Raw genomic sequence first — 13571 nt, 5'->3', positions numbered from 1 at the left:
GAGCCCTGTCGCGCGGGCGGATCTTGAGCGGCGCCCGCCTTGAAGGGCTGCCTCCGCCTGCATGTGGCGACGTGCGCCTCGATGAGCGACGCGCGCCCCGAAAAGACGACATCCGCCTCTCTCAGCGACGCCGACCTCGACGAGCGACACGCATCGAGGAGCGACGCCCGCATCGAGCAGCGACGCGCGCCTCGCTGGGCGACATCCGCCTTGAAGAGCGGCGCCCCGCCTCGGAGAGCGACACCCGCCCCGGAGAGCGCCCCGCGCCTCGAACGCCCCCCGCCCCGCCGCACGGCGCCATCCCGGCGCGCATCCTCCCGGTACGCCTGACGTGCCCCTCCCGTCGGCAGGCCCCTCGGCAGGGCGCCGACCACCGGGACGGTGGCCGGCCGTCGGTGTTCGAGGCGGGACCGGCCTCGGTCAACGGACCCGTCGGTCCGGGCGTCGACGCCACGCCGGTCGGTGGCCGCCGTGTTCCGGGGGCGAGTCCGACGTCGGCCGAGCGCCCTCGGTCAGGGCGCCGACCGCCCGGACGATCAGGGGCCGCCGGTGTCCGAGCAGGGCCGGAGCACGTCAGGGGCCGGGGTAAGTCTGGGCCGGCGTCGTCAGGGGGCGCGGTCCAGGAGCAGGACGGCCACGTCGTCCGTCAGCTCACCGCCGTTGAGGTCCCTGACCTCGTTGACCGTGGCGCGCAGCAGCTCCTCGCCCTCCAGGCCCTCGGCGAGCCGGCGGCGTACGAGTTCCACCATGCCGTCCTGGCCGAGCCGCTCCTTGCCCTCGCCGACGTGGCCCTCGATCAGGCCGTCGGTGTAGAGCATCAGGCTCCAGGCGGCGCCCAGCTCCACCTGCATGCGCGGCCAGCGGGCCTGCGGCAGCAGACCGAGCGCCGGGCCGCCGTACTCGTACGGCAGCAGCTGCGCGGGGCGGCCGGGGCGGGCGATCAGCGGCGACGGGTGGCCGGCCAGGCACAGCCCGGCCCGGCGGCCGTCCGGGGCGATGTCCACCGTGCACAGCGTCGCGAAGATCTCGTCGTTGTCGCGCTCGTGCTCCAGCACCTGCTGGAGCGTCGAGAGCAGCTGGTCCCCGCACAGGCCCGCCAGCGTGAGCGCCCGCCAGGCGATCCGCAGCTCGACGCCGAGCGCCGCCTCGTCGGGGCCGTGCCCGCAGACGTCGCCGATCATGGCGTGCACCGTGCCGTCGGGGGTGCGGACGGTGTCGTAGAAGTCGCCGCCGAGGAGCGCGCGGGAGCGTCCCGGGCGGTAGCGGGCCGCGAACCGCAGCGGGGAGCCCTCCAGCAGGGGAGTGGGCAGCAGGCCGCGCTCCAGCCGGGCGTTCTCCTGCGCCCGCAGCCGGGACTCGGTGAGCCGCCGCTCGGCCGTGTCGGAACGTTTCCGCTCCACCGCGTACCGGATCGCGCGGCTCAGCAGCCGTCCGTCCAGTTCCTCGCGCAGGAGGTAGTCCTGGGCGCCCACGCGCACCGCCTCGGCCCCGCGCTCGGCGTCGCCGGACCCGGTCAGCGCCAGCACGGCGTGCCGGGGAGCCAGTTCGAGGACGTGCTTGAGCGTGGCCAGCTCGTCGTCGCTCCCGGCGGCGCGGCCCGGGGTGGGCAGCGTCAGGTCGAGCAGGATGCAGTGGACGTCGTCCGTGAGCAGCCGCTCGGCCTCGGTGAGGTTGCGCGCGGTGCGGATGCGGATCGGCTTGCCCGCCGCGTCCAGCATCCGGGGCACGCTCAGTGACCCTGCCGGGTCGTCCTCGATCACGAGCAGGGTGAGGTTGGTGGTGTTGTCGGCGGGAGCCGTGGGGCCGCCCGCCGGTGCGCCCGCGAACGGGGCAACGGGTGAGGACGCGGCCTGAGCCTGACCACTTTCCGCGGCCGGGATCGCTCTCTGCCGCGGTACGGGTGCGGGCATCGTTGTGGGTTCCTTCCCTCCCCCCGAGGGTGTGGTGGGGCGAAGGGCCGACCCACCGACGGGGACCATAGCGGTACCCGGCGCCGCAGCGGAATGGTGTACGGCAAACGGCCACCGTCATATGCCGCATCCCGTAACGCATTTGGGCACGGTACGGCTCCAAGGGGAATGACGAACGTCACGTCGCGCGGGTTGCCCGGCCGTACGGACGTGACTCATCCCACGTGCGGTGGGTCACGTCGAGCGGGTCCGGCGCCCGCCCCCGCCCGCTCGCGGACCCCTGGGACGGCCCGGCAGGCCCTACTTGTCGGGCCGTACGACGCCGAGTATCGGCATCGAACCGGCCCCCGCGATCGTCACCGAACGGCCCGGACGCGGGGCGTGGACGATCGCGCCGTCGCCGATGTACATCCCGACATGGCTGGCGTCGTCGAAGTAGATGACGAGGTCACCGGGGCGCATGGACCGCACGTCGACGTGGGTGAGCTGCCGCCACTGCTCCTGCGAGGTGCGCGGGATGCCCAGTCCGGCGGCGGCCCACGCCTGCGAGGTGAGGCCCGAGCAGTCGTACGTCTTCGGTCCCTCGGCGCCCCACTCGTACGGCTTGCCGATCTGGGCGGTCGCGTACCGCACGGCCTCGCGGCCCTGGGCGGACGCGTTGCCGTTGATCTCCGCCAGGACGCCGGAACTCAGCCAGGCCGTCTGCGCCGCGTGCGCGGCGTCCTCCTCCAGCTTGGCGAGCCGCTCCTTCTCCTCGGCGGCGAGCTGCGACTCCAGCTTCTCGGCGCTGGCGATCCGCTGCTTGATCTTCTTCTTGGCGGCGGCCTTCGCCTGGCGGTTGGCCTCCAGGCGCCGCCACTGCGCGGAGGCGTCCTTGGTGTACTGCGCCAAGTCCTTCTGGGTGCGCGCCATCTCGGCGAGCATGCCCTTGGTCGCGTGCTCGCCCTGGCGGACCCGGCCGGCGCCGTCCAGGTACTGCTGCGGGTTGTCGCTGAGCCACAGCCGGGCGTCGGGCGGCAGGCCGCCGCCGCGGTACTGGGCGCGGGCCGCCGCGCCCGCCCGGTCCTGGAGTCTGTCCAGCTTCGCCTGGCCCTTGACGATCTCCCGGGCCAGCCCGACCAGCTGTGTGGACTGCTTCTCGGTCTTCTCCTCGGCGGCGTTGTACGCGTCCGTGGCGACCGCCGCCTCGTGATAGAGCTTCGCGAGCCTCTCGCGGACCTTCTCAAGCTCCTCGGCACTCTTGGGCGTTGTGCCGGACGGGGGCGCCGGTGTCGGGGTGGGGACCGGTACGGCCGGGCTCGCGTACGCCATGCCCGGTGCGCTCAACACGGTGACCGCGCAGACGAGAGCCACGGCCGCCGTGGTCAGGCTCCGCTTGCCGCATCCCATACTTCGCCCCCAAAGCTGATTTACCGTCAGTAACTTACGGACGCCTCGGGGATCGTGCCATGTCGGCGCGCGGTGTAACAGGGGCGGGCGGCAACTCCCTTCCCCTTTCCCCCTTCTGCTCCCCCCAGGCGATCTCCCCGTCTGTGTGACGAACGACTCACGGAGATCGTTCCCCGCAGGTCGGACGCCGTGTCGGCCGGGATCCCGGCAACGGGAAGGGCGTCGGGCGGCGGATCCAGGGGCGCGGTGACGCCCTCCCCGTCCGCACGAGCCGCCCGGAACCGCTCACCTCCGTGGCGCCAACGCCTCCCAGCGCACCGTCACTTCGCCCTGCCGCCAGCGGGACGCGCCGTCCGTGACGGGCCAGTCGGCGGTCAGGTCGCGGACCGCGCGTATCCAGCGCTGCCGTGCGCCGTACGAGGCGTAGGGCGCGGCGGCGGCCCAGGCGCGGTCGAAGTCCCGCAGGAACGCGTGCACCGGTTCACCCGGGACATTGCGGTGGATCAGGGCCTTCGGGAGCCGCTCGGCGAGGTCGGACGGGCGCTCCAGGGAGCCCAGGCGGGTGGCGAAGGTGACCGTGCGCGGCCCCTCGGGGCCGAGGGCGACCCAGACGTGACGGCGGCCGATCTCGTCGCAGGTGCCCTCGACGAGCAGCCCGCCACGTGAGCCGGTGGCCGGGTCGGCGGGGGCGAGTCGTCCCCGCATCAGGTCCCAGGCGGCGGCCACCTCGTCCTCGTCGTACTGGCGCAGCACGTTCGCGGCGCGGATCAGCGACAGCCGGCCCGGCACCGGGACCTCGAAGCCGCCGCGCCGGAAGACCAGTCCCTCGCGCTCGTACGCCTTGGCGACCGCGACCCGCTCCGGCTCGATCTCCACGCCCACCACGCGGGTCCGCGGAGCGGCCGTGCGCAGCCGCGCCAGCAGCTCGACCGCGGTCCAGGGCGCGGCCCCGTACCCGAGGTCGACCGCCACCGGGTCGGCGGCGCGGCGCAGCTCGGGGCCGTGCGCCGCGGCGATCCAGCGGTCCATGCGGCGCAGGCGGTTGGGGTTCGTCGTCCCGCGGGTCACCGCTCCCACGACGGCACCTCCGCCGCTCGGGCGGGGCCGAGAGCGGGGAAGGGGCGCGGCGCGGGCTGTCATGCGTACGAGGGTATGCGGAGGGGGCGGGCCCGTCGCGAGCCTGTGGACAACCCGCGATGACCCCACGCCGACCTGTGGACAACTCCGGCAGCCGCCTGTGGACAACTCGGCCGGACCCGAGAGGACGGGGGCCGGCCGTCGCCCGGAGGACTTCGCCGGGCCGGCCCGGAGCCGCGCAGGTGCGGCTCCCCTCCTCGGCCGTGTACACGACGTACGCGACGCGGCGTCGAACGGTTGAGCGATGAGCGGTAATGATTCGGCAAAGAGGAAATGGAGCGGAGCGCTCCGGCGTTCCCCTCCTTGGAGGGAGTCGTGCGCCCTCCTGACGGCACGCCCGCAGCGAGGAGGACCGCCACGTGAGCCAGTACGTCAGCAGGCTCGGGCGTCGCTCGGCGACGGCACCCTCGAGGCTCCGGCTGTACCGCAGGCCCCGTCGCGTCGCCATGCTCTCCGTGCACACGTCGCCGCTGCACCAGCCGGGCACGGGCGACGCCGGCGGGATGAACGTCTACATCGTGGAGCTGGCCCAGCGGCTGGCCGCGATCAACATCGAGGTGGAGATCTTCACCCGCGCGACGACCGGCGCCCTGCCGCCCACCGTCGAGCTGGCCCCCGGCGTCCTCGTCCGGCACGTCGACGCCGGCCCCTACGAGGGACTCGCCAAGGAGGACCTGCCCGCGCAGCTGTGCGCCTTCACGCACGGCGTCATGCAGGCGTGGGCGGGCCACCGCCCCGGTTACTACGACCTCGTGCACTCCCACTACTGGCTCTCCGGCCACGTGGGCTGGCTGGCCGCCGAGCGCTGGGGCGCCCCCCTGGTGCACGCGATGCACACCATGGCCAAGGTCAAGAACGCCGCGCTCGCCGAGGGCGACACCCCCGAGCCCGCCGCCCGGGTCATCGGCGAGACCCAGATCGTGCGCGCCGCCTCCCGGCTCATCGCCAACACCGCCGAAGAGGCCGGCGAACTCGTCCGCCACTACGACGCCGAGCCCGGCAAGGTCGCCGTCGTCCACCCGGGCGTCAACCTGGACCGCTTCCGCCCCGCCGACGGCCGGGCCGCCGCCCGCGCCCGCCTCGGCCTGCCGCAGGACGCGCTGATCCCCCTCTTCGCGGGCCGCATACAGCCCCTCAAGGCCCCCGACGTGCTGCTGCGCGCGGTGGCCGTGCTGCTGGACGAACGCCCCGAGCTCCGCTCGAACCTCCTCGTCCCCGTGGTGGGCGGGCCCAGCGGCAGCGGGCTCGCCAAGCCGGAGGGGCTGCAGAAGCTGGCGGCCCGGCTCGGCATCGCCGACGTCGTGCGGTTCCGGCCGCCCGTCGGCCAGGACGAGCTGGCGGACTGGTTCAGGGCGGCCTCGGTGCTGGTCATGCCGTCGTACAGCGAGTCGTTCGGGCTGGTCGCCATCGAGGCGCAGGCGGCCGGTACGCCGGTGCTCGCGGCGGCGGTCGGCGGACTTCCGGTGGCCGTGCGCGACGGGCGGACCGGGTTCCTGGTGCGGGGGCACGATCCCGCCGCCTACGCGCGCGTGCTGCGCGACTTCGCCGACGACGCGGAGCTGTCCGCCCGGCTGGGCGCCGCGGCGGCGCGGCACGCGCAGGGCTTCGGCTGGGACACGGCGGCCGCCGCGACGGCGGACGTGTACACCGAGGCGACGCAGGCCCACCGCCGCCGGGTGCGCGCCCACCACGGCTGACGCGCGCCGGCGGCGGGAGCCCGGGGTTCCCGCGCGGGCCGTCCGGGGGCTGACGTACGCTCGCTGCATGGCTGACGCAGCGTCGATCATCGAGCGGGTACTCACCGAGGCCGAGCTGGAGTGGGAGAGTCCGGAGACGGGCTCGTACGTCGTGAAGCTGCCGGGCACGCGCAAGCTGTCCACGACCGTCTCACTGATCGTCGGCAAGCACTCGCTCTCGCTGAACGCCTTCGTGATCCGCCACCCCGACGAGAACGCGGAAGCGGTCCACCGCTGGCTCCTGGAGCGCAACCTCAAGCTCTACGGGGTCTCCTACGCCGTCGACCGCCTCGGTGACGTCTACCTGGTCGGCAAGCTGCCGCTCGCCGCGGTGACGCCGGAGGAGATCGACCGGCTGCTCGGTTCGGTGCTCGAAGCCGCGGACGGTTCGTTCAACACGCTCCTGGAGCTCGGTTTCGCCTCCGCGATCCGCAAGGAGTACGACTGGCGGGTGTCCCGGGGCGAATCCACCCGGAACCTGGACGCGTTCACGCACCTGACCCAGCGGCCGACCGACTGACCCGGTACCGAACGGACTGGCGCGCCGCCGGACGGGCAGGCGCGCCGCGCGGCCGTAGGACCTCACCCCCGTCACCTGAACGCGGCGGGCTCCTCGATTCCCCTTGCAGGCCCCCTTCCCCGCCCCGGGTCGCCATGGCATGCTCGCCGCCGACGCAGATCTGAACGTCGTTCACATGTGTGAAAGGTGGCGGACATGGGCGACCGGTACGCGGGGATCACCAGGCGGAGTCTGCTCGGCGGTGCCACGGCCGTGGCCGCGACCGCCGTGGCCGGCGGGACGGCGACGGCCGCCGCGGGCCCGGCGCCCGGCGGAGCCGCCCCGGCCCCCGGTCACGTCCCGGAGCTGTGGCGGGAGTTCTCCCGCGCACCCTTCACCCACCCGCAGATCCCGTACGTCGGCCGGGCCGGACAGCGCGCCGGGGCGGCGCGCTTCCCCCGCCGCCCCGTCGTCACCGACGTACGCGACCACGGCGCCGTCGCCGACGGCACGACCGACTGCGCCCCCGCGATCAACCGTGCCATCGCCGCCGCCGGAAGGGCCGGCGGTGGCACGGTCCACGTCCCGCCGGGCACCTACCGCATCGACGGCCTGATCCGCATCGGACACGACGACGTCGTCCTGCGCGGCGCCGGAAGCGGCCGCACCACCCTGTACGCCACCAGGAACCTCACCGAACTGATCGGCCCCTACGGCTCCCGCTACGGCGGCGACAAGTCGTCCTGGTCCTGGGCGGGCGGCCTCATCTGGCTGGCGCCGCAGGCCCGTTGGGAGTCCCTCGTCGCCGCCGTCCGAACGAGGGCCTGGCCCTTCGAGGGCTGGACCGGCAACGCCCGGGACGAGTGGGAGACGCTGACGACCGTGGCACCGGCCACCCGCGGCTCCCGCACGGTGACGGTCGCCGACGCGAGCGGCCTGACGCCGGGGCGCCTGGTCCTGCTCCGCCTCGCCGACGACGCCGGGCACACCCTCCTCCGGCACATGGCGGGCGACGGCCCCGGCGCCGCGTCGTACTCCTGGGACGACAAGACCAAGCTGACCAGCTACGTCCCGTACGAGTGGCCCGTGCGCATCGCGCGCGTGCGCGGCAGAAAGGTGACCCTCGAACGCCCGCTGCCCCTGGACGTCCGCCCCGAATGGGACCCGCGCCTGACCACCCACGTGCCGGCCCTCACCGGCTCCGGCGTCGAGGGGCTCACCCTGGAGGCCGTCGAGACCGCGCAGTCCCCGCACCTGCTCGACAAGGGCTACAACGGCGTCACCTTCCAGTGCGCGTACGACTGCTGGGCGGACGACGTCGTCGTGCGCCACGTCGACAACGGCTTCGGGCTCGTCGCCGCCTCCGCCTGCACCCTGCGCCGTACGAGGGTCGCGGGGCGGGGCTCCCACCACCCCTACTTCTGCCGCGAGGGCTCGCACGACAACCTGATCGAGGACTTCACGATCGAACAGCGCACGGTCCCCGCGCCCGCCGGAACCCAGCTCCACGGCATCAACGTGGAGGGCCTCTCCTCGTACAACGTCTGGTCGCGCGGCCGGATGGAGATGGGCACCTTCGACTCCCACCGGGGCCTGCCCTTCGCGAACGTCCGCACCGACATCACGGTCGAGAACAACGGCCGACACGGCGGCGACGCGAGCGCCGGTCCCCTGTTCGGCGCCCGCTTCACCCACTGGAACATCCGCGTCACCAACGGCCGCGCCGGCCTGATGAAGATCGACGGACTCGCCCCGTACAGCGCCACCGTCGGGCTGAACGAGGTCACCGAGTTCGACCAGACCGACCTACCCGACTTCACCGGCGACCTGCACTCCCGCCTGGAGCTGTACGGCACCACGGACGCCGTACGGCCGCGGAACCTGTACGACGCTCAGCGGGACGCGGTGCGGTAGCGCCCGGGGGCCACGCCGACCAGCCGCTTGAAGTGCCGGGTGAGATGGGACTGGTCGTAGAAACCGGTCGCCGTCGCCACCTCGGCGGGCCGTGCGCCCTCCAGCAGCAGCCGGCGGGCGCGGTCCACCCGGCGGGACATCAGGTACTGGTGCGGGGCGATCCCGAAGGCCGAGCCGAACGCCCGGACGAGATGGGCGGGATGGGCGTGCAGGAGCAGCGCTGCCTCGTCGAGGCCGATGCCCGGCACCAGCCGCTCGTCGAGGAGTTCCCGCAGCCGGTGGGCGAGCGGGCGGTCGCCGGCCGCCCGGTCGGCCGGCGGGGTGCCGGCCCCCGGCCCGGGGCGCAGATGCGTGCGCAGCCGCTCGCCGATCAGCGTCAGCCGGCTCTCCGCCTCCAGCTCGTCGCCGGGCCGCGCGAGGGCCGCGTGCAGCTGCCCGACGCGGTGGCGCAGCACCGGGTCGGCGAGGTCGGGTCCGTCCACCGCCGGCCCGATCAGGCTCTCGTCGAGCCGGCTCAGGTCCAGGTACAGGACCCGCTTGCGGAAGCCGTCCGCGGTCGCCGGGGACCCGTTGTGCGGGACGTGCGGGGGCAGCAGCGAGACCGTGTCGTGCGGGGTGCCGTGCTCGTGCCGGTCCAGGTCGTACCGCACCGCCCCGGCGTCCACGATGAGCAGCGTCCACGCGTCGTGCACGTGCATCGGGTAGGCGTACTCGGTGTAGTGGGCGTGGAAGACCTCCACGACGCCCGGGACACGCGGGCGCCACGCGGAGATCTCGCGCTGGGCCACCATGCAAGAAACGTACAAGACCGCGGACCGGCCCGGTCGGCAGTCTCGAGGCATGAGCAGCGAGAACACTCCGGGCACCGTCTCCGCGAGCCCCTCTTCAGCGACCCCCGCCACCCCGGACGCCGCACCCGTCCGCTTCGACACCAGGATCGCCGTGCTGCTGCGCGACGACCTGGAGACCTGGCAGCGGCTGAACGTCACGGCGTTCCTGGTCAGCGGCCTCGGCTCGGCCGTCCCCGAGGTGGTCGGCGAGCCGTACGAGGACGCGGACGGCACGCCGTACCTGCCGATGTTCCGGCAGCCGGTGCTGGTCTTCGAGGGCTCGAAGGAGACGCTGACCGCCGCGCACACCCGCGCCCTCACCCGTGCGCTGCCCCGGGCCCTGTTCACGGCCGACCTCTTCGCCACCGGCAACGACCGGGACAACCGGGCCGCCGTACGGGCCGTGCCGGCGGCCGACCTGGACCTGGTGGGCCTCGCCGTGTACGGCCCGCGCAACGGCGTGGACAAGGTCCTCAAGGGGGCGCGGATGCACCCCTGACGGCGGCCGGCCCGAGTGTTGTCACCGGCTCACCCGGCGGCGACCTCCGGGCGGGCCTAGTCCCTGGAGGCCGGTGCGTTGGCGTGCTTCGGCCCCGGCGTCAGGTCGGCGGGCAGCGCCGCCGACGGGGTCGGGGGCAGCTCGGTCGGCAGTCCCGCGGACGGGTCGGCGGGGCCGCCCACCGACAGGGCCGCGAGGGATTCGGCCGGCTGCGACGGCGGGCCGGTCGGCGTCTCCGGGGGCAGGCTGCGCATCAGGGCGCTGTAGCCGACCGCGGCGGCCGTGCCCACCACCGCGCACAGCCCCCACAGCCACGCCGCGCCGAACCGGTCGATGACGACGCCGGACATCACCGGCGCGACCAGGGCGGCGAGCGACCAGGACATCGTGTACATCCCCTGGTAGCGACCGCGCCCGTGCACCGGGGAGAGGCGGACCACCAGCCCCGTCTGGGTGGGCGCGTTGACGATCTCGGCCAGCGTCCACACGCACACCGTGAGGGCGAAGAGACCGACCGAGCCCGCGAACGCGGTGAGCCCGAAGCCGTAGCCCGCGAGCAGCGAGGAGATCACGAGCAGGCGCTTCGGGTCCCGGTGCTCGATGAACCGCGTGACCGGGATTTGGAGGGCGACGATGAGGACACCGTTCACGGCGATCGCCATGCCGTAGTCCGCGGCCGTGAAGCCAGCCGTGCCCATCGCCACCGGCAGCCCCACCGAACCCTGCTGGAAGACGACGGCGACCAGGAAGGACAGCCCGACGACGCTCATGAAGCGGCCGTCGCGCAGGACGGTGCCGAGGTTCGTCACCGGTTCCGCGGAGGACTTGGCCGTGGGCGCCGGCCTGGACTCCGGCAGCTTGGCGAAGACGACGAGCGCGCAGACCAGGGTCATGCCCGCCTCGATGAGGAAACCGGCGAGGTAACTGAACTCGGCGATGAACCCGGCGCCCATCGAGGAGACGGCGAATCCCAGGTTGATGGCCCAGTAGTTCAGTGAGAACGCCCGTACGCGGTCCTCGGGGCGCACGATGTCGGCCATCATCGCCTGCACGGCGGGCCGGGAGGCGTTGCTCGCCATGCCGACCACGAAGGCGACACCGGCGATCGCCACCGGATCGTGCACGAAGCCGAGCAGCGCGACGGACGCCGCCGTGGACGTCTGTGCCACCAGCAGGGTGGGCCGGCGCCCGAGCCGGTCGGTCATCACGCCCGCGCCGAGCGAGGAGATGACCCCGCCGAGGCCGTGCAGGGAGGCGACGAGACCGGCGTACGAGGCGGAGTAGCCGCGGTCCAGCGTCAGGTACAGCGCCATGAACGTGGCGACGAAGGCGCCGAGGCGGTTGACCAGGGTGCTCGTCCACAGCCACCAGAACTCGCGGGGGAGTCCCGAGACGGTCTCTCGGACGGCGCGTCTCATGACGGCGAGCGGCATCGGGTCCCCCACAGGTAAGCGGCTCAGGCGGTGATCACAACTTACGAGCGGTGGGACCGGGGGAGCCACTCAATTAGCAGATGCCGTCAACTGTCCGGCTTCCGGGCAGACGAGCGAGGGTGTGAAGGCTTCCATTACGCTCGGATCCATGGCCGACGCACCGTACAAGCTGATCCTCCTCCGCCACGGCGAGAGCGAATGGAACGCGAAGAACCTGTTCACCGGCTGGGTGGACGTCAACCTCAACGAGAAGGGCGAGAAGGAGGCAGTCCGCGGCGGTGAGCTGCTCAAGGACGCCGGCCTGCTGCCCGACGTGGTCCACACGTCGCTCCAGAAGCGCGCGATCCGCACCGCCCAGCTCGCGCTGGAGGCCGCCGACCGCCTCTGGATCCCGGTCCACCGCTCCTGGCGCCTGAACGAGCGGCACTACGGCGCCCTCCAGGGCAAGGACAAGGCGCAGACGCTCGCCGAGTTCGGCGAGGAGCAGTTCATGCTCTGGCGCCGCTCGTACGACACCCCGCCGCCGCCGCTGGACCGCGACGCCGAGTACTCCCAGTTCGAGGACCCGCGCTACGCGACCCTCCCGCCGGAGCTGCGCCCGCAGACGGAGTGCCTCAAGGACGTCGTCGTCCGCATGCTGCCGTACTGGTTCGACGGCATCGTCCCGGACCTCCTGACCGGCCGCACGGTCCTGGTCGCCGCCCACGGCAACTCGCTGCGCGCCCTGGTCAAGCACCTGGACGGCATCTCGGACACCGACATCGCGGGCCTCAACATCCCGACGGGCATCCCGCTCTCCTACGAACTGGACGCCGACTTCAAGCCGCTGAACCCGGGCGGCACCTACCTCGACCCGGACGCGGCAGCGGCAGCGATCGAGGCGGTCAAGAACCAGGGCAAGAAGAAGTAACGCGACACTGATAAGCCCCCTGCCCACGGTCCTCCGCGAAGCAGGGGGCTTTTCGGTGCGCCCGGCCGGCCGCCGAGGTGCCCCAGGGGGACGCACAGCAGGGGGCAGCCGTCTCTGTCCGGGGGCGAAGGCGCCATGCCATCATCGGGCGATGCTCACTGAGGAGGAAGCACGCCGACTGGTGGCAGCCGAGATCGACGACGCACGAGGCAACCTGGAGTACGACCTCCAGATCTTGCGCGTAGAAGCCTTGTCATTCGGGTGGATCTTCTACTGGGGACCAGTGGGGGATGGCCAGAGCGGTCGGCGCCCTCGGCTGGGAGGCAACGGCCCCTTCCTGGTGGACCGCGAGAGCGAGCGGTTGATCCGAACGGCCACCAGCGCTCCCGTGTCCCGGCAGGTCGCTGACTACGAAAACCGACTACGGCGCGAAGCCCACGCCCGGAACGTGGCAGCGAAACGGGCTGCACAGCAACCATGAGGACGCCTGCGGACCCTCCGAAGGCGAGGAGCACACCGGCCCCAGGTCGCCCACCTGCCGGTCGGCGTGACAGGACTGTGCATCCTGAGCACCATGACGAACCCCGAGGGCCCGTACGTGAAGGTGCACTTCCGGCTTGAGGTCGAAGGCGACTGGCCTCCGGCGTCGGTGGAGAGCCTGTGGGCTGTCGACCAGGGCGACGGCACCGTGCGGCTCGACAACATCCCTTGGTTCGTCCGAGGCGTGGCATGCGGGGACGTCGTGGCGACCGAGCCCGACGAAAAGGGCGTGCACTGGGGCGGCGACGTGGTCCGGCGTTCGGATAACTGCACCATCCGCCTCATCGTGTTCCGTGACAGTGGCTCGGAGGCCGCACGGCAGAGCGTGATCGATGCGTTCCGCGAAGTCGGCGTCGACGGCGAGGGGATTGAGCGGTTCGGCATGGTCGCTCTGGACGTTCCACCCACTGCCGATCTCGCCAAGGTGCAGAGGCTGCTGAAGCACGGTGTTGCAGAGGAGTGGTGGGACATGGAAGAGGGGTGCATCACCCCGCAGTGGCGGGCTGCTTCCACCGGTTGATGTCGGTCAGGCGGGTCATGCTGGAGGTTTCCGGCTCTCCTGTTCGGTGGGAGCCTCTGGGGTGACAAGGGCGGGCCCCGCAACTGCGGCCAGACGACTGGGGCGCTCTTGCGCTGGTGCCGTCGGGTGTGGTCGTGAGGGGGACGGCGCATGGACAGGCGGACGGGGGTGTCTGCCGGCGGATGGGCTGGGCGTTCGCTGGGGCAGCACCTTTGGGTGTGCTTCAGGAGCGTGCCGTTCTACGCGGCGGGTGC

General features: G+C 72.9%; 11 protein-coding genes. 6 read left to right on the top strand and 5 right to left on the bottom strand.

Features of this window, described 5'->3' with window-relative positions; genetic code table 11:
- Window positions 1-605: 605 nt before the first annotated feature.
- The 3 genes from ACWGIS_RS20050 to ACWGIS_RS20040 form a co-directional block, all read right to left on the bottom strand.
- Entirely contained in the window at window positions 606-1910 is a 1305-nt protein-coding gene (locus ACWGIS_RS20050) for a PP2C family protein-serine/threonine phosphatase (protein WP_453363775.1), read from the bottom strand.
- A gap of 300 nt (window positions 1911-2210) precedes the next feature.
- Window positions 2211-3299, bottom strand: a complete 1089-nt coding sequence (locus tag ACWGIS_RS20045) for an NlpC/P60 family protein (RefSeq protein ID WP_453363774.1) — start codon at window positions 3297-3299, stop codon at window positions 2211-2213.
- Window positions 3300-3584: 285 nt separating this feature from the next.
- Window positions 3585-4376, bottom strand: coding sequence for a class I SAM-dependent methyltransferase (locus ACWGIS_RS20040; RefSeq protein WP_453363773.1), 792 nt, complete (start codon window positions 4374-4376; stop codon window positions 3585-3587).
- Between the two features lie 419 nt (window positions 4377-4795).
- On the opposite strand from ACWGIS_RS20040, the gene mshA reads away from it, so the two are divergent.
- From mshA to ACWGIS_RS20025, 3 genes are all read left to right on the top strand, one after another.
- Complete coding sequence (gene mshA, locus ACWGIS_RS20035; RefSeq protein ID WP_453363772.1) at window positions 4796-6133, top strand: D-inositol-3-phosphate glycosyltransferase; 1338 nt, start codon at window positions 4796-4798, stop codon at window positions 6131-6133.
- Window positions 6134-6200: 67 nt separating this feature from the next.
- Window positions 6201-6692, top strand: coding sequence for a type III secretion system chaperone family protein (locus tag ACWGIS_RS20030; RefSeq protein WP_355783579.1), 492 nt, complete (start codon window positions 6201-6203; stop codon window positions 6690-6692).
- Between the two features lie 195 nt (window positions 6693-6887).
- Window positions 6888-8585, top strand: coding sequence for a glycosyl hydrolase family 28-related protein (locus ACWGIS_RS20025; RefSeq protein WP_453363771.1), 1698 nt, complete (start codon window positions 6888-6890; stop codon window positions 8583-8585).
- On the opposite strand, the gene ACWGIS_RS20020 is transcribed toward ACWGIS_RS20025, so the two are convergent.
- Complete coding sequence (locus ACWGIS_RS20020; RefSeq protein WP_453363770.1) at window positions 8564-9376, bottom strand: AraC family transcriptional regulator; 813 nt, start codon at window positions 9374-9376, stop codon at window positions 8564-8566. The two genes, ACWGIS_RS20025 and ACWGIS_RS20020, sit on opposite strands and share 22 nt — an antisense overlap.
- On the opposite strand from ACWGIS_RS20020, the gene ACWGIS_RS20015 reads away from it, so the two are divergent.
- The gene (locus ACWGIS_RS20015; RefSeq protein ID WP_453363769.1) at window positions 9375-9914 is read left to right on the top strand and encodes a DUF2000 family protein; all 540 of its coding nucleotides are present in this window, start codon (window positions 9375-9377) and stop codon (window positions 9912-9914) included. The genes ACWGIS_RS20020 and ACWGIS_RS20015 overlap by 2 nt on opposite strands.
- A 56-nt stretch (window positions 9915-9970) precedes the next feature.
- Here the strand turns inward: ACWGIS_RS20015 and ACWGIS_RS20010 are convergent, their stop codons facing one another.
- The gene (locus tag ACWGIS_RS20010; RefSeq protein WP_453363768.1) at window positions 9971-11347 is read right to left on the bottom strand and encodes an MDR family MFS transporter; all 1377 of its coding nucleotides are present in this window, start codon (window positions 11345-11347) and stop codon (window positions 9971-9973) included.
- Window positions 11348-11495: 148 nt separating this feature from the next.
- Between ACWGIS_RS20010 and ACWGIS_RS20005 the strand changes: the two genes are divergently transcribed.
- Window positions 11496-12257 (top strand): phosphoglyceromutase, encoded by a 762-nt coding sequence (locus ACWGIS_RS20005; RefSeq protein ID WP_453363767.1) that lies wholly within the window; start codon window positions 11496-11498, stop codon window positions 12255-12257.
- Between the two features lie 574 nt (window positions 12258-12831).
- Window positions 12832-13317: a DUF4265 domain-containing protein gene (locus ACWGIS_RS20000; RefSeq protein ID WP_453363766.1), complete on the top strand. Its 486-nt coding sequence runs from the start codon at window positions 12832-12834 to the stop codon at window positions 13315-13317.
- Window positions 13318-13571 lie beyond the last annotated feature (254 nt).

It is taken from the genome of Streptomyces sp. NPDC054842 (assembly GCF_053611025.1).
The sequence above is the reverse complement of the archived record's forward strand: the minus strand, read 5'-3'. Positions and strand labels throughout refer to the sequence as shown.